The 20,534-nt window shown below is 51.7% G+C and carries 16 protein-coding genes, 2 tRNA genes and 1 rRNA gene; 5 read left to right on the top strand and 14 right to left on the bottom strand.

The window, feature by feature from the left end; genetic code table 11:
* Positions 1 to 190: 190 nt before the first annotated feature.
* Both rho and trxA read right to left on the bottom strand, forming a co-directional pair.
* Complete coding sequence (gene rho / locus AAZR23_RS16555) at positions 191 to 1,450, bottom strand: transcription termination factor Rho (RefSeq protein WP_046894210.1); 1,260 nt, start codon at positions 1,448 to 1,450, stop codon at positions 191 to 193.
* A 472-nt stretch (positions 1,451 to 1,922) separates the two neighbouring features.
* The gene (gene trxA / locus AAZR23_RS16550; protein WP_046894209.1) at positions 1,923 to 2,249 is read right to left on the bottom strand and encodes a thioredoxin TrxA; all 327 of its coding nucleotides are present in this window, start codon (positions 2,247 to 2,249) and stop codon (positions 1,923 to 1,925) included.
* Between the two features lie 119 nt (positions 2,250 to 2,368).
* Here trxA and rhlB point away from each other — a divergent pair, with 119 nt between their 5' ends.
* Both rhlB and gppA read left to right on the top strand, forming a co-directional pair.
* Positions 2,369 to 3,664 carry an ATP-dependent RNA helicase RhlB gene (gene rhlB, locus AAZR23_RS16545; protein ID WP_046894208.1) on the top strand — a complete coding sequence of 432 codons (1,296 nt, stop codon included), beginning with the start codon at positions 2,369 to 2,371 and terminating at the stop codon, positions 3,662 to 3,664.
* 8 nt (positions 3,665 to 3,672) lie between these two features.
* Positions 3,673 to 5,181 carry a guanosine-5'-triphosphate,3'-diphosphate diphosphatase gene (gene gppA, locus AAZR23_RS16540; RefSeq protein WP_166708807.1) on the top strand — a complete coding sequence of 503 codons (1,509 nt, stop codon included), beginning with the start codon at positions 3,673 to 3,675 and terminating at the stop codon, positions 5,179 to 5,181.
* Positions 5,182 to 5,293: 112 nt separating this feature from the next.
* On the opposite strand, the gene rep is transcribed toward gppA, so the two are convergent.
* Both rep and ilvC read right to left on the bottom strand, forming a co-directional pair.
* Entirely contained in the window at positions 5,294 to 7,324 is a 2,031-nt protein-coding gene (rep, locus tag AAZR23_RS16535) for a DNA helicase Rep (protein WP_434693837.1), read from the bottom strand.
* Between the two features lie 139 nt (positions 7,325 to 7,463).
* Positions 7,464 to 8,939: a ketol-acid reductoisomerase gene (gene ilvC, locus AAZR23_RS16530; protein ID WP_434693834.1), complete on the bottom strand. Its 1,476-nt coding sequence runs from the start codon at positions 8,937 to 8,939 to the stop codon at positions 7,464 to 7,466.
* 319 nt (positions 8,940 to 9,258) lie between these two features.
* Between ilvC and ilvY the strand changes: the two genes are divergently transcribed.
* Entirely contained in the window at positions 9,259 to 10,155 is an 897-nt protein-coding gene (ilvY, locus tag AAZR23_RS16525; RefSeq protein ID WP_054424112.1) for an HTH-type transcriptional activator IlvY, read from the top strand.
* On the opposite strand, the gene ilvA is transcribed toward ilvY, so the two are convergent.
* The 6 genes from ilvA to ilvL all read right to left on the bottom strand — a co-directional run bounded on the left by ilvA (position 10,132) and on the right by ilvL (position 16,685).
* Entirely contained in the window at positions 10,132 to 11,700 is a 1,569-nt protein-coding gene (ilvA, locus tag AAZR23_RS16520; RefSeq protein WP_218426985.1) for a threonine ammonia-lyase, biosynthetic, read from the bottom strand. The genes ilvY and ilvA overlap by 24 nt on opposite strands.
* 2 nt (positions 11,701 to 11,702) lie before the next feature.
* On the bottom strand, positions 11,703 to 13,553 hold the full coding sequence (gene ilvD, locus AAZR23_RS16515) for a dihydroxy-acid dehydratase (RefSeq protein ID WP_434693831.1): 1,851 nt from the start codon (positions 13,551 to 13,553) through the stop codon (positions 11,703 to 11,705).
* A gap of 63 nt (positions 13,554 to 13,616) precedes the next feature.
* Complete coding sequence (ilvE, locus tag AAZR23_RS16510) at positions 13,617 to 14,543, bottom strand: branched-chain-amino-acid transaminase (RefSeq protein WP_046894200.1); 927 nt, start codon at positions 14,541 to 14,543, stop codon at positions 13,617 to 13,619.
* A 12-nt stretch (positions 14,544 to 14,555) separates the two neighbouring features.
* Positions 14,556 to 14,834, bottom strand: coding sequence for an acetolactate synthase 2 small subunit (ilvM, locus tag AAZR23_RS16505; protein WP_004234381.1), 279 nt, complete (start codon positions 14,832 to 14,834; stop codon positions 14,556 to 14,558).
* Positions 14,831 to 16,477, bottom strand: coding sequence for an acetolactate synthase 2 catalytic subunit (ilvG, locus tag AAZR23_RS16500; RefSeq protein WP_434693826.1), 1,647 nt, complete (start codon positions 16,475 to 16,477; stop codon positions 14,831 to 14,833). The genes ilvM and ilvG overlap by 4 nt, the downstream gene beginning before the upstream one ends.
* A 109-nt stretch (positions 16,478 to 16,586) precedes the next feature.
* Positions 16,587 to 16,685 (bottom strand): ilv operon leader peptide, encoded by a 99-nt coding sequence (gene ilvL / locus AAZR23_RS16495; protein WP_079549161.1) that lies wholly within the window; start codon positions 16,683 to 16,685, stop codon positions 16,587 to 16,589.
* Positions 16,686 to 17,173: 488 nt separating this feature from the next.
* Between ilvL and AAZR23_RS16490 the strand changes: the two genes are divergently transcribed.
* Positions 17,174 to 18,706, top strand: coding sequence for a YifB family Mg chelatase-like AAA ATPase (locus AAZR23_RS16490; protein ID WP_434693823.1), 1,533 nt, complete (start codon positions 17,174 to 17,176; stop codon positions 18,704 to 18,706).
* 50 nt (positions 18,707 to 18,756) lie between these two features.
* On the opposite strand, the gene AAZR23_RS16485 is transcribed toward AAZR23_RS16490, so the two are convergent.
* On the bottom strand, positions 18,757 to 19,095 hold the full coding sequence (locus AAZR23_RS16485; RefSeq protein ID WP_004234373.1) for a DUF413 domain-containing protein: 339 nt from the start codon (positions 19,093 to 19,095) through the stop codon (positions 18,757 to 18,759).
* Between the two features lie 118 nt (positions 19,096 to 19,213).
* On the opposite strand from AAZR23_RS16485, the gene hdfR reads away from it, so the two are divergent.
* The gene (hdfR, locus tag AAZR23_RS16480; protein ID WP_166708813.1) at positions 19,214 to 20,026 is read left to right on the top strand and encodes an HTH-type transcriptional regulator HdfR; all 813 of its coding nucleotides are present in this window, start codon (positions 19,214 to 19,216) and stop codon (positions 20,024 to 20,026) included.
* Between the two features lie 185 nt (positions 20,027 to 20,211).
* Here hdfR and AAZR23_RS16475 read toward each other — a convergent pair.
* The 3 genes from AAZR23_RS16475 to rrf form a co-directional block, all read right to left on the bottom strand.
* Positions 20,212 to 20,287 (bottom strand) — tRNA-Trp (locus AAZR23_RS16475).
* Positions 20,288 to 20,293: 6 nt separating this feature from the next.
* Positions 20,294 to 20,370: transfer RNA gene (locus AAZR23_RS16470), tRNA-Asp, on the bottom strand.
* 50 nt (positions 20,371 to 20,420) lie between these two features.
* Positions 20,421 to 20,534 (bottom strand): 5S ribosomal RNA (rrf, locus tag AAZR23_RS16465); the annotation flags it as partial.

Raw genomic sequence — 20,534 nt, 5'->3', positions numbered from 1 at the left:
TTCACAGCAACCCTTTCAGATATTTTTATTATCCCTGCCGGCGGACATCACCGTGCAGAACCTGCCATAACCAGGCAAATAATACATGCAAGAAACATACCATACCCTGTAATACGGGGGTTTCATGCATGACCGGTAAAAAAAAACGCCACAATATATGCGGCGTCAGTAATAAAGTGTCGTCAAACAGCTACGAGCGTTTCATGAAGTCGAAGAACTCTTCGTTGGTCTTCGTCATCGCGAGTTTGTTAATCAGGAACTCCATCGCATCAATCTCACCCATCGGATGGATGATTTTGCGCAGGATCCACATTTTCTGCAGTTCGTCCTGAGTAGTCAGCAGCTCTTCTTTACGTGTACCGGAACGGTTGTAATCAATCGCCGGGAAGACACGTTTTTCTGCGATCTTACGGGACAGGTGTAATTCCATGTTACCTGTACCTTTAAACTCTTCGTAGATCACTTCATCCATCTTCGACCCGGTATCAACCAGTGCCGTTGCGATGATAGTCAGGCTTCCGCCCTCTTCCACGTTACGTGCGGCACCGAAGAAACGCTTAGGACGATGCAGGGCGTTGGCGTCCACACCACCGGTCAGTACTTTACCGGAGGACGGTACGACGGTGTTGTAGGCACGGGCCAGACGGGTAATAGAGTCGAGCAGAATGATGACATCTTTTTTATGCTCAACCAGACGTTTGGCTTTTTCGATAACCATTTCCGCGACCTGAACGTGACGCGCAGCCGGTTCATCAAAGGTGGATGCGATAACTTCACCTTTAACCAGACGCTGCATCTCGGTCACTTCTTCCGGACGTTCGTCGATCAGCAGAACCATCAGCACACAGTCAGGATAGTTATGTGCGATATTGGCCGCGATATTCTGCAGCAGCATGGTTTTACCGGCTTTCGGCGGTGCCACAATCAGACCACGCTGACCACGGCCGATAGGTGCGGCGAGATCAAGAACACGGGCGGTTAAATCTTCTGTTGAACCATTACCGCGCTCCATACGCAGACGACGGTTTGCGTGCAGCGGAGTTAAGTTTTCAAACAGGATTTTACTGCGGGCGTTTTCAGGTTTGTCGAAGTTGACTTCATTAACTTTCAGCAGGGCAAAATAGCGTTCGCCTTCTTTCGGCGGCCGGATTTTACCTGAAATGGTATCACCGGTACGAAGGTTAAAGCGGCGGATTTGGCTGGGAGAAACGTAGATATCATCAGGACCTGCGAGGTATGAACTGTCACCGGAGCGGAGGAAACCGAAGCCGTCCTGCAATATTTCCAGCACACCGTCACCGAAAATATCCTCGCCGCTCTTCGCGTGCTGCTTAAGGATAGAGAAGATGATGTCCTGTTTTCTCATGCGGGCCAGGTTTTCCAGCCCCATATTTTCGCCAAGAGTAATCAGCTCTGATACCGGCGTATTCTTTAATTCGGTAAGATTCATAATGGTGGGTTCTTTGACTCGGGGTGTATCTCGAATTATGAACGTGAATAATACGGTAACGTTATCGTTACCAGGTTAATTTTTTACAAAACCGATTTTCACTGTTAATACGAATATTTTTGCATTTTCAGGTAATCGTCTGCAAGGCTGACTGTGAACACCCGGCACAGGGCAAGATGTGATGCACATCCTATTTGGGAGAACAAATTGGGTGACATTCCCGCAAATTAGATTTATCTCCGAGGGATAACCGGACACAGGGACCGGACTATCGGATACCTTGATGTATCCGGAGATAACAGACTTTCAGACACTACAGAGTTGTCAGTATGCTATGCTGTCAGAAGAGTTCGGGCGATACCTGATCAGCTGGCGCTAACTTATCATGCTTCAGAGAAGACGTCCAGCGGGTGAACAAGGATTAATTCACGTTCCCGCAGGACATCTTAGCGATACAGACTGAAACCGGCTATCAGATATTGTTATCAATAAACGTTTTCAGCTGGGTTTTGGATACCGCACCAACCTGCGTTGCCTTCACCGCACCGTCTTTAAACAGCAGCAATGTCGGGATACCGCGGATGCCGTATTGTGGCGCAGTCTGCGGGTTATCATCAATGTTCAGTTTTGCGATGGTGATTTTACCTGCATATTCATCGGCGATTTCGTCTAGAATAGGGGCAATCATTTTACACGGGCCACACCAGGCTGCCCAAAAATCAACGAGCACAGGGCCGTTTGCTTTTAAGACGCTTTGTTCGAAAACGGAATCAGTCAGGTGAATAATTTTATCGCTCATTGTTCCACTCCAAAATTTGTACGATACCCAGTTAGTCTAACATTAATTAATGATAGGATTTACCTATTTCAGCGGATAGACTTCCGTAACGCAACATTAAACTGATATTCTACCTAAATATGAGCAAAACACATTTAACAGACAAGAAGTTTTCTGACTTCGCCTTGCATACTAAAGTGGTAGAAGCACTTGATTCTAAGGGCTTTTATAACTGCACGCCTATTCAGGCGCTGACACTTCCCCTGACGATCAACGGCCGGGATGTTGCAGGACAGGCACAAACAGGAACAGGGAAGACGCTGGCATTTCTGACGTCAACGTTTCATCATCTACTCACTCATCCGGCACCGGAAGGCCGTAAAATCAATCAGCCGCGTGCGCTGATTATGGCACCGACCCGCGAACTCGCGGTACAGATCCACTCAGATGCTGAGCCTCTGTCACAACTTACCGGGCTGAAAACCGGCCTGGCTTACGGCGGTGACGGCTACGACAAACAAATCAAAGTGCTGGATGAAGGCGTCGATGTGATTATCGGCACCACAGGGCGCTTAATCGACTTCGCCAAACAGGGTCGTCTTGACCTGAGCGCCATTCAGGTTGTGGTTCTCGATGAAGCAGACCGTATGTACGATCTCGGCTTTATCAAAGATATCCGCTGGCTGTTCCGTCATATGCCGCCATGTGCCGAGCGTATGAATCTGCTGTTCTCCGCGACACTCTCTTACCGTGTCCGTGAGCTGGCGTTTGAGCAGATGAACAACCCGGAATACATTGAAATTGAACCGGAACAGCGTACCGGTCACCGGATCAAAGAAGAGTTATTCTATCCGTCCAATGAAGAAAAAATGCGCCTCCTCCAGACACTGCTGGAAGAAGAGTGGCCGGATCGCTGCATTATTTTCGCCAATACCAAGCACCGCTGTGAAGATATCTGGGCACACCTGGCCGCTGACGGTCACCGTGTCGGCCTGCTGACCGGCGATGTGGCGCAGAAAAAACGCCTGCGTATTCTTGAAGATTTCACTCACGGTAATCTGGATATTCTGGTGGCAACGGATGTTGCGGCCCGTGGTCTGCATATCCCGTCCGTAACGCACGTCTTTAACTATGATCTGCCGGATGACTGTGAAGATTACGTTCACCGTATCGGCCGTACCGGACGTGCCGGGGAAAGTGGTCACTCCATCAGCCTGGCCTGTGAAGAGTACGCACTGAACCTGCCTGCAATCGAGGAATATACCGGACATCCGATTCCGGTCAGTAAATACAACAGCGATGCACTGCTGACTGAGCTGCCGGTGCCGAAGCGCCGCCGTCGTCCGCCGCGCACCGGAGGTGGTCAGAACCGCCGCAATATGCCGCGCCGCAACAGCAACGGGCCGCGTCATAACAATAACCGAACCAAACGCTGAAGGCTGACATGCTGAGATCGTCCTCGCTTTATGCTGCCATCGATCTGGGTTCCAACAGCTTTCATATGCTGGTGGTACGGGAGATCGCGGGCAGTATTCAGGTACTGTCGCGGGTAAAACGCAAAGTGCGTCTCGCGGCCGGGCTGGATAAAGATAATATCCTGTCACCGGCAGCAATGGCCCGCGGCTGGCAGTGCCTGCGCCTGTTTTCAGAACATCTGCAGGATATCCCGGACTCCCAGATCCGTGTGGTGGCAACCGCGACCCTGCGTCTGGCCAAAAATGCCGGTGAATTTCTGGAAACAGCTGCGGAGATCCTCGGCCATCCGGTCACGGTTATCCGGGGCGAGGAAGAAGCCCGCCTGATTTATCAGGGCGTGGCTCATACCACCGGCGGGTCAGACAAACGTCTGGTAGTTGATATCGGCGGCGGCAGTACCGAACTGGTGACCGGCAGCGGCACCAAAACCACGGAACTGTTCAGTCTTGAGATGGGCTGCGTCACCTGGCTGGAACGCTATTTCACCGATCGTTCCCTGACCACAGAAAATTTCGCCGGTGCCGAACAGGCTGCCCGCGATATTATCGCACCGGTCGCTCCTGCCCTTCTGGCGCAGGGCTGGCAGGTGTGTGTCGGGGCATCCGGCACCGTCCAGGCACTCCAGGAAATCATGATTGCTCAGGGCATGGATGAACAAATCACCCTGCCGAAGCTGCAACAGCTGAAACGCAAAGCGATTGAGTGCGGTAAACTTGAAGAACTGGAGATTGAAGGACTGACGCTGGAACGGGCACTTGTGTTTCCGAGCGGGCTGGCCATTCTTATCGCGATTTTCGACACACTCGGCATTGACGGTATGACCCTCGCCGGCGGTGCACTGCGGGAAGGGCTGGTCTACGGTATGCTGGAATTGCCGGTAGAGCAGGACATCCGCACCCGGACACTGAAAAATATTCAGAAACGCTTTCAGATCGATGCGGATCAGGGCAAACGGGTCCGTCAGTTAGCGGATCACTTTTTTCAGCAGGTGGCAACCGCCTGGCAACTGGATATCCGTTGTCGTGAACTGCTCAGCAGCGCCGCGCTGATCCATGAAATCGGGCTGAGTGTTGATTTCCGCAAAGGCCCTGAACATGCCGGTTATCTGGTCAGTAATCTGGATTTACCCGGTTTCACACCGGCACAGCGCCGGCTGTTAGCGGTGCTGCTGCGCAATCAGAGTGGCCCGTTAGATATCCATTCTCTCAATCAGCAAAATGCACTGACGCCTCGTGAAGCCGGCTGCCTGTGTCGCCTGCTGCGTCTGGCGATTATTTTTGCCAGCCGCCGCCGTGATGACACCCTGCCGTCGCTGCGCATCCGGGCATCTGCCGAAGGGCTGATTGTCACACTGCCGGTCGGCTGGCAGCAATCACATCCGCTGCGCGCAGAAGCATTACAGCAGGAAATTCAGTGGCAGAGTTATGTGCAGTGGTCACTGATGCTGGAAGAACAGAAGCCATCTACCCTTGGCTGACAGATAAGCCCTGATTATCCGTTTCCGGATACTATCAGGGCTTTAATTTTATGTATCTTTTCTCAGTATATTATCGTCACATACTGTGACTATTTTACTCTGAGTAACGCCCTCATCCGTTTTCTTCTTTTTTCTTTGCCAGCATCGCCTTCAGCCCGGCCACACCGCGCAGCCCGGTCTGTTGTTTCTCCTCGGCGGTTTTCACCACTTTTTTGCCGTCGTCCCAGTGCAGATCATCCTGCGGCAGTTCATAGAGAAACCGGCTCGGTTCCGGGCGGATCAGTTCACCGTACTGGCGGCGCTCACGGCACAGAGTAAAAAAGAGGGATTTCTGCGCACGGGTAATCCCCACATAAGCCAGACGACGCTCTTCATCCACATTATCCTCATCGATACTGGACTGATGCGGCAGAATTCCCTCTTCCATTCCCACCAGGAAAACATACGGAAATTCCAGCCCCTTTGAGGCATGCAGCGTCATCAGCTGAACCTGATCCAGCTCTTCCGCCTCTTCACCACGTTCCATCATGTCACGCAGGGTAAAGCGGGTGACAACCTGTGCCAGCGTCATCGGCTCATTAAGATCATCGCCTTCCAGCATTTCCGCCATCCAGCTGAACAGCTGATCGACGTTTTTCATCCGCATCTCAGCGGCTTTCGGGCTGGCAGACGTTTCAAACAGCCAGCTCTGATAATCCAGACCATGCAATAAATCACGCACTGCGATCAGTGGCTCGCGCTCAACCAATTTTTCCACATCGGCCAGCCAGCCGGTAAAATTCGTCAGTGCCGCCAGTCCCTGACCGGAAAGCGTCTGCCCCAGACCAAGATCAAAACTGGCCTGATACAAACTTTTGTCCCGCGTATTGGCCCACTCACCCAACTTCTGGATAGTGGCCGGTCCTATTCCCCGGCGCGGTGTGTTCACGATGCGCAGAAAAGCACTGTCATCTTTCGGGTTGGTCAGCACCCGCAGATACGCCAGCAGATCCTTGATTTCCGGACGGGAGAAGAAAGAGGTTCCGCCGGAAATCCGGTACGGGATCCGGTTTTGCATCAGCATTTTTTCAAAGATCCGCGACTGATGATTACCGCGGTATAAGATCGCGTAATCTTTATAATCGGTCTTATTGATAAAGTGATGGGCAATCAGCTCTCCGACCACCCGCTCCGCTTCATGATCTTCATTATTTGCAGTGATCACCTTCATCGGATCACCATAACCGAGGTTTGAAAAAAGCTGTTTTTCAAACACATGCGGGTTATTGGCGATCAGGATATTCGCCGCATTCAGAATACAGCCGGACGAGCGGTAATTCTGCTCCAGCTTGATGACCCGCAGTTCCGGAAAATCTTTGCTCAGCTGCACCAGGTTTTTCGGTTGTGCGCCGCGCCATGAATAAATTGACTGATCATCATCACCCACGACAGTAAAATTCGCACGTTTGCCGACCAGCAGCTTCACCAGCTGATACTGACTGGTGTTAGTATCCTGATACTCATCCACCAGCAGATAACGGATCCGTTGCTGCCAGCGTTCGCACACCTGCTCATCACGGGCAAACAACAGCGTCGGTTTAGTAATAAGATCATCGAAATCAAGCACATTGCAACTGCTCAGATGCAGCTCATAACGGCGGTAACACTCGGCAAATGTATGTTCGCGCTCTGATCGCGCCAGCCCTTTTGCCTGTTCCGGCGTCAGCAGGGCATTTTTCCAGTTGGAGATCTGACTGATCAGTTGTTTCAGCAAATCTTTGTCTTCTTCCAGATGATCAAACGTCAGCTCTTTGAGCAGTGCGAGCTGATCCTGATCGTCGAACAGAGAGAAATTACTTTTCATTCCCAGCGCTTTGTATTCCCGCTTGATGATTTCCAGCCCCAGCGTATGGAATGTCGAGATCATAAGCCCTTTGGTCTCTTTACGGCCCAGCGTCTGAGCCACACGCTCTTTCATTTCCCGCGCGGCTTTATTGGTAAAAGTCACCGCCGCAATCTGCCGCGGCTGATAGCCGGTATTGCGGATAAGATGAGCAATTTTATTGGTGATCACACGGGTTTTGCCGGAGCCGGCGCCCGCAAGCACGAGGCAGGGGCCCCGAACATACTCAACCGCCTGCTGCTGACCGGGATTTAATTTCATACGCGCAGTTAACTCGACTTAATACTGGAACAGGAGGGAATTGTAGCAGAAAGGCACAGCAGAAGTGTAACCGGACACCGCTCATTAAAACAGAAAACGGCACCCGAAGGTGCCGTGAGATAATATCATTATTCTGTTATCAGCCGCCGACTGCGATACGTTTCATATCAGTCATATAACCACGCAGGGTTTTACCCACGGTTTCAATCGGATGCTGACGGATCGCTTCATTGATATCACGCAGTTGCGCGTTATCCGTGCCGTGGTCCGTGCCGGATTTGCCCAGGTCACCCGGTTGCAGTGATGCCATAAAATCTTTCAGTAACGGCACTGCCGCAAACGAGAACAGGTAGTTACCGTATTCCGCAGTATCCGAGATAACCACGTTCATTTCATACAGACGCTTACGGGCAATCGTGTTGGCGATCAGCGGCAACTCATGCAGTGATTCATAATAGGCGGATTCCGCAATGATCCCCGCATCAATCATGGTTTCAAAGGCCAGCTCAACACCGGCTTTCACCATTGCCACCATGACAACACCGTGGTCAAAGTATTCCTGCTCACTGATTTTCTGCTCAGAATCCGGGTAATTTTCAAACGCTGTTTTGCCGGTTTCTTCGCGCCATGTCAGCAGGTTTTTGTCATCATTCGCCCAGTCAGCCATCATCGCTGAGGAGAAATGACCGGAAATGATGTCATCCATATGTTTTTCAAACAGGGTTTTCATCTGTACTTTCAGGGTTTCAGACAGCTGATAAGCACGGATTTTTGCCGGATTGGACAATCTGTCCATCATCAGCGTGATACCACCCTGTTTCAGTGCTTCGGTAATGGTTTCCCAGCCGTACTGGATCAGTTTGCCCGCATACGCCGGGTCTGCACCGTCAGCAACCATTTTGTCATAACAGAGCAGCGAACCAGCCTGCAACATACCGCAGAGGATAGTCTGCTCACCCATCAGGTCAGATTTAACTTCCGCAACAAAAGATGATTCCAGAACACCGGCACGATGGCCACCGGTCGCCGCAGCCCAGGCTTTGGCAATCGCCAGGCCTTCGCCTTTGGCATCATTTTCCGGATGCACCGCAATCAGCGTCGGTACACCAAAGCCGCGTTTGTACTCTTCACGTACTTCTGTTCCCGGACATTTCGGTGCCACCATCACAACCGTGATATCAGGCCGGATGGTTTCGCCGACTTCGACAATATTGAAGCCATGTGAGTAACCCAGTGCCGCACCGGATTTCATCAGTGGCTGAACTGCTTTCACCACCGCAGAGTGCTGTTTGTCCGGCGTCAGGTTAACCACCAGGTCAGCCTGCGGGATCAGCTCTTCATACGTACCGACGGTGAAACCGTTTTCGGTGGCACGGCGCCATGACGTACGTTTCTCATCAATCGCCTCCTGACGCAGTGCATAAGCGATATCCAGACCGGAATCGCGCATGTTCAGCCCCTGGTTCAGCCCCTGTGCACCACAGCCGACAATCACCACTTTTTTACCTTTGAGATACCCTGCCTCGTCCGCAAATTCTTCGCGCGCCATAAACCGGCATTTGCCTAACTGCGCCAGCTGCTGGCGCAAATTCAGTGTATTAAAATAATTCGCCATGGTGACTCCGTGTATTGTGTTTGCTCAGATTGCTGTCTTTGCAGCACTGATTTTGTTATTTACCGGGGTGATATACCCAACGTCATTCAAAGTGCAGGCAGGCGGCAAGGGAAGACAGACGGGGAGCATACATCAGTATGTGACCCGGCTGGCTGAGTGAAGCCAACGAACCTGCGGTTTGAATGAATAAGGGTATAAACACCCTTTATTTATAATGACTATATGTCATGATTTTCATTGCTTAAATTGATATATTCACAAGATAGTGATGCAATTTATGCAACGTACTGACTAAAACATAATCCCCTGAGAGGTTGTGATGGATATCCGGGAACTCAGACTGTTTTTACATCTTGCGGAGAGCTGCCATTTCGGCAAAACCGCTGCTGCCATGTACATCAGCCCGTCAACACTTTCACGGCAGATCCAGCGGCTTGAGGAGTCTCTCGGGCACCCGTTATTTCTGCGGGATAACCGCACTGTTCAGCTGACAGCCGCCGGTGAACAACTGAAAAAATTTGCACAGGAAACGGTGCTGCAATACCAGCAGCTGCAACATGCCCTGAATCACCAGAGCCCGTCGCTGACCGGTGAATTACGTCTGTTCTGTTCTGTAACGGCCGCATACAGCCATCTGCCGCAGATTCTGGATCAGTTCCGTGCAGAGCATCCGCAGGTGGAAATCAAACTGACCACCGGGGATGCCGCCGATGCGGTGGAAAAAGTACAGTCACAGGAAGCCGACCTCGGTATCGCCGGTAAACCGGAAAAACTGCCGGATAATGTCCGTTTTCATCAGATAGGCGAAATCCCGCTGTCACTGATCGCACCCGCGCTGCCGTGCCCGGTCAGACAGCAGGCAGTACAGCCGGAACCTGACTGGGAAAATATTCCGTTTATCATTCCGGAGCACGGCCCGTCGCGTAAACGGATTGATTTATGGTTCAAAACACACCGGATTCAGGAGCCGCAGATTTATGCCACGGTTTCCGGCCATGAAGCTATTGTGTCCATGGTGGCGCTGGGCTGCGGTATCGCACTGATCCCGAATGTGGTGGTGGAAAACAGTCCTGAGGCTATCCGCAGCCGTATTCTGCAACTGGATAATATTTCGATGGTCGCGCCGTTTGAGCTCGGCGTCTGCACACTGAACAAGCGGCTGCATGAGCCGCTGATCAGAGCATTCTGGCAGCTACTGCCGCGCCACCCCGGATAACTGCGGGGCAAGAAAACGGGCAAAGGCGGCATTGCCGGTTTCATCACGGAAATCATAGCCGAGAGCATTCAGATGCTGCTCAAACTGCACATCCCCTTCCTGTATTTCAAATGCCGCCAGTACGCGGCCATAATCCGTACCGTGGCTGCGGTAATGGAAAAGCGAGATATTCCAGTGAGTACCGAGTGTTTCCAGGAATTTCAGTAGTGCGCCGGGCGCTTCCGGGAATTCAAAACTGAACAGCCGCTCCTGCAACGGCACAGACGGACGCCCGCCCACCATGTAGCGGACATGCAGTTTTGCCATTTCGTCATCGGATAAATCTGTCGCACTGAAACCGGCGGTGGTAAGACCGTCCAGAATGGTTTTCCGTGCACCGGGGCCTTCATCCGCACGGACACTGACAAATACTGAAGCCTCATCTGAACCGCTGTAACGGTAATTAAATTCCGTTACCACTCGCGGGCCCAACGCCTGACAAAACCGCAGGAAACTGCCTTTCTCTTCGGGGATCGTCACCGCAAACACACCTTCGCGCTGCTCTCCCAGTTCACACCGCTCCGATACATAACGAAGCACATGGAAATTCACGTTGGCACCGGACAGCACATGCGCCAGATTTTCCCCCTGAATATTGTGCTGCTGAATATATTTCTTCATTCCCGCCAGCGCCAGTGCCCCGGAAGGCTCCGCCACTGCCCGTACGTCATCAAACAGATCTTTCATGGCTGCGCAGATGGCATCACTGTCCACGGTGATCACATCATCCAGATACTGCTGACACAGACGGAACGTCTCATCACCAATCCGTTTGACGGCCACTCCCTCGGCAAACAGCCCGACTTTCGGTAATTCAACCGGGTGTCCGGCGTCCAGTGCAGCTTTCAGACAGGCCGCCTCTTCAGCCTCCACCCCGATCACTTTAATATCCGGCATCAGGTGTTTGATAAACACCGCCACACCGGCGGCCAGCCCGCCGCCGCCGACCGGCACAAACACCCTGTCGAGACGGGCATTCTGTTGCAGCAGTTCAAGGGCTATCGTGGCCTGACCGGCGATCACCGAAGGATGATCGAACGGCGGGATAAATGTCATGCCGAGAGAGGTTGCCAGTTCAAGCGCATGCGCTTTTGCTTCATCAAAATTAGCGCCGTGGAGAACCACTTCACCGCCGAACCCGCGAACCGCATCCACTTTGATATCAGCAGTCGCCACCGGCATCACAATCAGGGCTTTCACCCCGGTTTTTCCGGCTGACAGCGCCACCCCCTGAGCATGGTTTCCGGCTGATGCCGTCACCACGCCCCGCAGTTTTTGTTCTTCCGTCAGTTCCGCAATCATGGCGTACGCACCGCGCAGCTTAAAACTGTGGACGGGTTGTCTGTCTTCCCGCTTGACGGAAATCGTATTGCCGAGCCGCGCGGACAGCTTCGGCATCAGTTGCAGCGGCGTGACCTGAGCGACATCATAAACGGAGGCGCTGAAAGCCGCTCTCACATACTCAGCCGCTGACGGCTGAGCAGATAATGGTTGTTTTGCGGTCATCCTTAACCTCCGAGTTTACTTTTATCCCGTACTGCACCTTTATCCGCACTGGTCGCCAGCAGCGCGTATGCACGCAGTGCAAAAGAGACCTGCCGTTCACGGTTCTGCGGTGACCAGGCTTTTTCACCCCGGGCTTCTTCCGCTGCCCGGCGTGCTGCCAGTGTCTGCTCATCCACGTTCAGGGAAATCTGCCGTGACGGAATATCAATCGCGATAGTATCACCGGTTTTAACCAGTCCGATCAGACCGCCGTTAGCCGCTTCCGGCGAAACGTGGCCGATGGATAACCCGGATGTGCCGCCGGAGAACCGTCCGTCAGTGATAAGCGCACAGCTTTTTCCCAGCCCCATGGATTTCAGATAGGTTGTCGGATACAGCATTTCCTGCATCCCCGGCCCGCCTTTCGGCCCCTCGTAGCGGATCACCACCACATCGCCGGCCACAACCTCTCCGCCGAGAATCGCTTTTACCGCATCATCCTGACTTTCATAGACTTTTGCCGGACCGGTGAAGGTTAAGCTGCCCTCATCCACCCCGGCTGTTTTTACAATACAGCCATCTGCGGCAATATTGCCGGACAGTACCGCCAGCCCGCCATCCTGACTGTAAGCATGCGTTTTACTGCGGATACAGCCATTTTCACGGTCATCATCCAGAGACGGCCAGCGGCAATCCTGGGAAAATGCTTTTGTTGTGCGGATACCGGCAGGCCCGGCAGAATACATCTGTTTTACCGCATCATCTTTCGTCAGTGTAATATCATATGCCGCCAGCAATTCCGGCAGGGTCATTCCCAGCACATTGCTGACTTCACGGTGCAGCAACCCGGCACGATCCAGTTCACCCAGAATACCGATAACCCCGCCGGCACGATGCACATCTTCCATGTGGTATTTCTGAGTGCTCGGCGCGACTTTGCATAAATGCGGCACCGCACGGGAGAGACGATCAATATCCGCCATTGTGAAATCAACCTCCCCTTCCTGCGCTGCCGCCAGCAGATGCAGAACTGTGTTGGTTGAACCGCCCATGGCGATATCCAGTATCATCGCGTTCTCAAAGGCGGCTTTGGTGGCGATATTGCGCGGCAGAAAACGGATATCATCCTGTTCGTAATATTTTTTGGTGATTTCCACAATCCGGCGCCCGGCATTGAGGAACAGATTTTTACGGTCGGCGTGCGTCGCCAGCAGAGAACCATTACCCGGCTGAGATAACCCCAGGGCTTCGGTCAGGCAGTTCATCGAGTTAGCGGTGAACATACCGGAACAGGAGCCGCAGGTCGGGCAGGCGGAGCGTTCGATTTGTTCACTGTCGGCATCGGAAACCTCGGGATTTGCCCCCTGGATCATGGCATCCACCAGATCCAGTTTGATAATCTGATCAGATAATTTGGTTTTACCGGCTTCCATCGGGCCGCCGGACACAAAAATAACCGGGATATTCAGGCGCAGTGACGCCATCAGCATCCCCGGGGTGATTTTGTCGCAGTTGGAGATACACACCATGGCATCCGCACAGTGCGCATTGACCATGTATTCCACGGAATCGGCGATAAGCTCGCGCGACGGCAGAGAATACAGCATCCCGCCGTGCCCCATCGCGATACCGTCATCCACGGCAATCGTGTTGAATTCTTTGGCAACGCCACCGGCGGCCTCAATTTCCTCTGCCACCAGTTTACCCAGATCCCGCAGGTGAACATGACCCGGAACAAATTGTGTGAATGAGTTAACAACCGCGATAATCGGTTTGCCGAAATCGGCATCTGTCATTCCTGTCGCACGCCATAATGCGCGCGCACCCGCCATATTACGGCCATGTGTGGTTGTCGCCGAACGGTACTGAGGCATTGTAATCTCCCGTGTTTGCAAAAATCAGGCGGGGAACGACCCGCCTGTAAATCTGTTTCGTTATTATGGATTTACCGGATCTAACCAGCCCCATTTGTCTTCTGTTTTACCGGTGAACAATCCGAAGAATGCCTGCTGAATTTCTTTGGTGACAGGACCACAGCGGCCGATACCGACCTGAATGCCGTCAACACTGCGTACCGGTGTGACTTCCGCGGCGGTGCCGGTCATAAAGACTTCATCCGCCAGATAAAGTGATTCGCGGGATAGTGTCTGCTCACGGATTTCATAACCCAGCTCTTTTGCCAGCGTCAGAATCGCATCACGGGTAATGCCCGGCAGCGCGGAAGAGGTAAACGGCGGCGTGAAGATAATATTGTTTTTCACTTCAAACAGGTTTTCACCTGCGCCCTCTGAGATATAACCGTGCACATCCAGCGCAATCCCTTCCTGATAACCGTGACGGCGGGCTTCACTGCCGACCAGTAACGAGGACAGGTAGTTACCGCCGGCTTTGGCTGCGGTCGGGATGGTATTCGGCGCCACACGGTTCCAGGATGACACCATCGCATCAATCCCGGCATCCAGTGCTTCCTCACCCAGATAGGCTCCCCACGGGAATGCCGCTATGATGACATCGGTTTTATAGCCCTGCGGCGGGTTAACTCCCATGCCGACATCCCCGATAAAGACCAGCGGGCGGATATAACCACTTGTGAGGTTATTTTTACGCAGCGTGGCACGACAGGCTTCCATTAATTCATCAACGGAATACTCCATCGGCATACGATAGATTTTGGCAGAATCATGCAGGCGCTGCATATGTTCGCGATGACGGAAAACGACAGGGCCCTTATGAGACTCATAGCAGCGAATCCCTTCAAAAACAGAGGTTCCGTAGTGCATGGCATGACACATAACATGAACCTTTGCCTCTGCCCATGGAACCATCTCACCATTGAACCAAATAAAATCAGCTTTTTTTGTCATTGTAATTTTCCTTTATACTGCACAGCTAATATGTTGATAATTTTGTGTATTTTTTGTGAGGACTTCGACATCCGCCACATCCGCCAGCTTAACTAACTGTGTACAGAGCAGGGCCGGCGGCCGCAGGCTTGAAACTGTTAACTCAATATTTACATTATCACCTTCGGAACCTTTCGCCAGATCCATTTTCATAGCACAGACGTTAAATCCGCGGTGGCGCACAACCCGCAGAACCCGTTCCAGGATTTCCGGGCATGAACGTGCCTGAATTGCTAACTGATGCTGCATCATAATGAGCTCTCCATCATATGTTCGTTACCCGCACCCGGCGGTACTAATGGCCAGACGTTATCTTCTTCACGGATGGCGACATGTAATAAATACGGGCCCTGATGGTGTAACAGGGTCTCAATTGCGGATGGCAGTGCGGATTTCTCCGTCACCATCTGCCCGGGGATATCAAACGAGCGCGCCAGGGCAACAAAATCAGGATTGTCATCAAGCACCGTCTCGCTGTAACGCTTATCGAAAAACAGTTCCTGCCACTGGCGCACCATGCCGAGGCGCTGATTATCCAGCAGCAGGATTTTGACCGGCAGGCGCTTGCGTTTAACCGTGGTCAGCTCCTGCACATTCATCATGAAAGAGCCGTCACCGGAAACACACAGCACCGTCGCGTCAGGGCGGGCAATCTGCGCCCCGATCGCTGCCGGTAAACCGAATCCCATTGTTCCCAGGCCGCCGGATGTCAGGAAATTCTCCGGACCGTCAAACGTCATATGCTGCGCCGTCCACATCTGGTGCTGCCCGACATCCGTTGTCACCACACAATCCGCCGGTTTGGCCGCAGATACCTGAGATAACAGCAACAGAGCAAAAATACTGTCACCGGTATGTGAATAATCCGGAGCGTGTTCCGCTTTCAGAGCCCTGACATGGTGCTGCCAGGCGGCTAACGACAGCGGTTGTGACAGCAACGGCAGAGCCTGTTTTGCATCACAGGCAAGCGATACATGTGTCTGCCGTAATTTATCCAGCTCGGCAGGGTCGATATCCACATGAATCACCTTTGCATGCGGGGCAAATGCATTCAGCTTCCCGGTCACCCGGTCATCAAAACGGGCACCGACCGCAATCAGCAGATCCGCTTCCTGCACCGCCAGATTTGCTGCTTTTGCGCCGTGCATACCGAGCATCCCGAGGTACTGAGGATAATCCGGAGATACTGCACCCAACCCTTTCAGCGTGCTCACTGCCGGCATACCGGTTTCATTCAGAAATGCCCGCAGTTGCGCGACCGCACCTGACATACCGACACCGCCGCCGGCATACAGTACCGGTTTCCGGCTCTCCCGCATCAGTTGCCGGGCACGGGAGAGCGCCGTCTGTGACAGAGGCTCCGCATCATTCACCGGCAGAAAATACGGGGTAAATTCACCAATCTGTAATTGAATGTCTTTCGGGATATCAATGAGTACCGGCCCCGGACGCCCGCCTGCGGCAATCGCAAAAGCCTCGGTAATAATTCGCGGCAAATCAGTAATTGATTCAACCAGGAAGCTGTGTTTTGTGCACGACAAAGACAGCCCCAGCACATCGATCTCCTGAAAGGCATCCGTACCAATCAGTGATGAACCTACTTGTCCGGTGATAGCAACAACCGGTACTGAATCAAGCAGTGCATCCGCCAGTCCGGTGATAAGATTTGTCGCCCCCGGCCCTGATGTTGCGATACATACTCCCGTTTTCTGCCCTGCCCGTGCATAGCCGATTGCCGCCATAACCGCTCCCTGTTCATGACGGCAGAGCACGTGCTCCACACCACCGTCATACAGCGCGTCATAGACCGGCATGATCGCCCCGCCCGGGTAGCCGAACACAGTGTCAACGCCCTGTGTCCGTAGTGCCTGCACTAACCACTGTGCCCCGTTCATGTGTGACTCCTTAGTCGCCGTTTTCTTTTTCAGTGAAAAAACATAATTTTAAGGCTAAAAAAAACCCCGCGCCTTTCGGTGCGGGGTTCTCGTGAGATCCTGGCTCGTATCAGCCATTTTCGTATCCGAGTGCAGCCCCGCACGGTGGGATAATAATCACCACCACGCTCACGATAATTAGGCTGATAACCCGGACAATCTTATTCATGGATAAATTCTTCTGTCTGCCGTATTCAGTTGATCTCTTTATTTTAGAGTTATCATGTTATCGAATTCCTGACAACGGCTATTTGTCTTTTTTTTAACAGCAAGAATAAAAATCCATATAATTCAGTCAATTGCCAGTCTCACCAATATATTTTACTGTCGTTTATCAATATACCGGAATCCTCTTCTGCCAAAATTACCGCTTCCGGAATAACGCAAAAAAAACCGGACATTCTCCGGTACAATTTACTTTTCCTCTGAAGATCATTTCCCGGGATCACGATAAAAAGCGTGGCATTTTTTTATTCTGAAATCCGGAAATTAATTCCCTCTCAGTCGTTTTTCCGGCACAACACGCAAAATTAACATCACTTTTTGCAACAGACATGAATTTCGTCAGTTCAGACCGTAAAAAACAGAATTATGCAGCGAAATGATGTCAAAAGCCTGCATCATGATCATTCGTTTACATAACTGCAGGGTGACCTGATGTCATTTGCCATTGTTTATACCCGCGCCATGATCGGAACAGATGCGCCGCTGGTCACTGTCGAAGCTCATATCAGCGCCGGACTGCCCGGATTAACGCTGGTGGGATTACCGGAAACAGCAGTCAAAGAGTCCAGGGACAGAGTTCGCAGTGCCCTGATCAACGGCGGATTTGAATTTCCTGCAAAGCGCGTCACTATCAATCTGGCACCGGCAGATTTACCCAAGGAAGGCGGCCGCTATGATCTTCCTATCGCTGTTGCCATACTCTCGGCATCGGGACAAATCGATACAAAACTGACAGAAAATTATGAGTTTTCGGGGGAATTGGGCTTATCAGGAGAACTGCGGTTTTGCCGCGGAATATTACCGGCAGTACTGGCCGCCCGTCAGTCAGGAAGACAGGCTGTGGTTTCAAAACAGCATGATGCTGAATTATGTATTTTACCTTCCGGTTCGGCACTGATGGCAGATAATTTATTACAGATTGCGGCTTTTTTTCATCATCAGCAGGTACTGGCAGAAAACAATCATCTGACAGAAAAAGCAGAAAATAACGGCACTGCAACTATTGATGATATTACCGGCCAGCAACACGCCAAACGGGTTCTGGAGATCAGTGCCGCCGGCGGACATAATTTACTCCTGCTCGGCCCGCCCGGCACAGGAAAAACAATGCTGGCCAGCCGGCTGGGAACATTACTCCCGCCGCTGACCGCGCAGGAGGCTCTTGACGTGGCGATAATACAGAGCCTGACCCAAACCTCATCAGAGCAAAACAAATGGCCTCAGCGCCCGTTCAGAGCACCACATCATACCGCATCTTCTGCTGCACTTACCGGCGGCGGCAGTATACCGCGGCCAGGCGAAATCTCGCTGGCACATCACGGTATTCTGTTTCTTGATGAGTTACCCGAATTTTCCCGCAAAACCCTGGATTCCCTGCGTGAGCCGCTCGAATCAGGAGAAATAATCATTTCCAGAGCCAAAGCGAAAGTATGCTTTCCCGCACGGATACAACTCATTGCCGCCATGAATCCCAGTCCGACCGGGCACTATCAGGGGATACATAACCGCAGCGGTCCTCAGCAATTACTGCGTTATCTTTCCCGTATATCAGGGCCTTTTCTGGATCGGTTTGATTTATCCATTGAAGTCCCTATGCTGCCGCCGGGAACACTGAGCCGGACAGATAAAGATCCGCCGGTTCACGCCCGGGTAAAAATGCGGGTACAATCCGCACGTGAGCAGCAGTACCGCCGTAACGAACAGGAAAAACTGAATGCAGCGTTATCAGGAAAAGAAACGGAAGAAGTCTGTGCGTTATCACCACAGGACGCCCGTTTTCTTGAGGATGCACTGACACAACTTAATCTGTCTGTCCGTGCATGGCACCGTATACTGCGTGTCAGCAGAACGATAGCCGATCTGCGGAATGAAGAGGGAGCGGTATCACGAAACGATATACTGGAGGCACTCAGTTACCGTGTAATGGACAGATTTATCCATAAACTTCAGCAGGCGGTTTCCTGAAAAGCGAAAGGGGCACGAATGCCCCTTTTAACTTATTATTTCTGATGATATTAATCATCTGTGTCGGTATAGTCTTCCGACGGATCGATCTGAGGTTTACCACCGGACAGCGTGTGGAAGCGTTTTGGTTTGCGAATGCGCTCCAGATACTTAATCCACACTTTTTCTTCTGCTGTTTCCGGCATACGCTCACCACGGCATACAGAAACAAACTGCTTTTCTTCATCCGTCTGGGGGGCGCGTTTACCCATATCCAGTTCGTTGAAAGCAAAACCATGGCGCTCAAGTAACTGAGCTTCTTTTATGGTGAAATGACCATGGCGTGAAAAACCACGAGGATAATGTTTATTATCAAAAAAACGATTAGTCGTGATAAAGCTTTCTGCCATCTGACACACTCCTAATTCTCTACTGACATACTCTTTATGGCGCGGAGTATTAGATAGCATTAGGATTCTGTAAAACAAAATATTTAAATCATAACGACAAATTTTTTTGGAGATACCAGTGGATACAGAGTTACTGAAAACCTTTCTGGAAGTCAGTAAAACCCGTCACTTCGGGCGTGCGGCTGAATCCTTATACCTGACACAATCAGCAGTAAGCTTCAGAATCAGGCAGTTAGAGACGAATCTCGGGGCAAATCTTTTTACCCGACACCGTAATAATATCCGCCTGACAGCAGCCGGTGAGCGGTTAGTGCCTTACGCCGAAGCACTGATCAATACCTGGCAACTGGCAAAACAAGAAATTAATCAGGCCTCTGCACACAATCCGCTGTCCATCGGGGCAACAGCATCATTGTGGGAATCCTGTCTGACGCCCTGGCTGGGACGGACATATCAGTTACACACAGACCTCCGGCTGGAAACCCGGATCGCATCCCGGCAATCCCTGGTAAAACAACTGCATGCACGCGAACTTGATTTACTTATCTCGACTGAACAACCCAAAATGGATGAACTGAAAAGTGAAATTATCGGCGAAATCACACTTCAGTTATTCAATATACAGCCGCTGACGACAGAGGATCCTCCGTCCTTAATCCGCCTGGAATGGAGTGCGGATTTTCAGCAGCACGATGAGGCTGTTTTTGCACGCTGCCAGTCACCGATCCTAAGCACATCGTCTGCTTTTCAGGCCAAACAATTACTGTCAGTCACATCATCAGTAGCGTATTTACCCGCACACTGGAAGAAAACATATCCTGAACTGACTCCAGTGAATAATGACCTGATTACAAAGCCTCTGTACGCTGTCTGGTTGCAAAACAGTGATCAGCAGGGACTTATCGGGCAATTGATCGTAATACCGGTGTAACGCCGGTCATTGGTGATTTAAAAAGACAGTAATGCGGTAATTATCAGACAACAGGAATAATTAAAAGGAAGGATATTTGGCAGGATTTGAGGTTTACAGGCAAAATTCAGATAATAAAAAACCCAGTTCATAACGAACCGGGCTATTAATAAATAAAGATCTTTAGTTATTACTTATCAAGTAAATGGCAGGGGCGGAGAGGCTCGAACTCCCAACACCCGGTTTTGGAGACCGGTGCTCTACCAATTGAACTACGCCCCTAAATGTTGGCGGAACGGACGGGACTCGAACCCGCGACCCCCTGCGTGACAGGCAGGTATTCTAACCAACTGAACTACCGCTCCGCGTATCTCTGTGTGACTGACGCAGTTCTCTGCATCCTCACTTAATAATAACCTGGCGGTTCCCTACTCTCACATGGGGAGACCCCACACTACCATCGGCGCTACGGCGTTTCACTTCTGAGTTCGGCATGGGGTCAGGTGGGACCACCGCGCTACGGCCGCCA

Origin of the sequence: Morganella sp. Je.2.23, assembly GCF_051129855.1 — a bacterium.
Taxonomy (GTDB): Bacteria; Pseudomonadota; Gammaproteobacteria; order Enterobacterales; family Enterobacteriaceae; genus Morganella; species Morganella sibonii.
This window is presented reverse-complemented; position numbering and strand designations above follow the sequence as displayed.

Excerpts from the sequence above, each read along its gene's own strand:
- rho (WP_046894210.1), bottom strand. The coding sequence starts at position 1,450 with ATGAATCTTACCGAATTAAAGAATACGCCGGTATCAGAGCTGATTACT.
- trxA (WP_046894209.1), bottom strand. The coding sequence starts at position 2,249 with ATGAGCGATAAAATTATTCACCTGACTGATTCCGTTTTCGAACAAAGC.
- rhlB (WP_046894208.1), top strand. The coding sequence starts at position 2,369 with ATGAGCAAAACACATTTAACAGACAAGAAGTTTTCTGACTTCGCCTTG.
- gppA (WP_166708807.1), top strand. The coding sequence starts at position 3,673 with ATGCTGAGATCGTCCTCGCTTTATGCTGCCATCGATCTGGGTTCCAAC.
- rep (WP_434693837.1), bottom strand. The coding sequence starts at position 7,324 with ATGAAATTAAATCCCGGTCAGCAGCAGGCGGTTGAGTATGTTCGGGGC.
- ilvC (WP_434693834.1), bottom strand. The coding sequence starts at position 8,939 with ATGGCGAATTATTTTAATACACTGAATTTGCGCCAGCAGCTGGCGCAG.
- ilvY (WP_054424112.1), top strand. The coding sequence starts at position 9,259 with ATGGATATCCGGGAACTCAGACTGTTTTTACATCTTGCGGAGAGCTGC.
- ilvA (WP_218426985.1), bottom strand. The coding sequence starts at position 11,700 with ATGACCGCAAAACAACCATTATCTGCTCAGCCGTCAGCGGCTGAGTAT.
- ilvD (WP_434693831.1), bottom strand. The coding sequence starts at position 13,553 with ATGCCTCAGTACCGTTCGGCGACAACCACACATGGCCGTAATATGGCG.
- ilvE (WP_046894200.1), bottom strand. The coding sequence starts at position 14,543 with ATGACAAAAAAAGCTGATTTTATTTGGTTCAATGGTGAGATGGTTCCA.
- ilvM (WP_004234381.1), bottom strand. The coding sequence starts at position 14,834 with ATGATGCAGCATCAGTTAGCAATTCAGGCACGTTCATGCCCGGAAATC.
- ilvG (WP_434693826.1), bottom strand. The coding sequence starts at position 16,477 with ATGAACGGGGCACAGTGGTTAGTGCAGGCACTACGGACACAGGGCGTT.
- ilvL (WP_079549161.1), bottom strand. The coding sequence starts at position 16,685 with ATGAATAAGATTGTCCGGGTTATCAGCCTAATTATCGTGAGCGTGGTG.
- AAZR23_RS16490 (WP_434693823.1), top strand. The coding sequence starts at position 17,174 with ATGTCATTTGCCATTGTTTATACCCGCGCCATGATCGGAACAGATGCG.
- AAZR23_RS16485 (WP_004234373.1), bottom strand. The coding sequence starts at position 19,095 with ATGGCAGAAAGCTTTATCACGACTAATCGTTTTTTTGATAATAAACAT.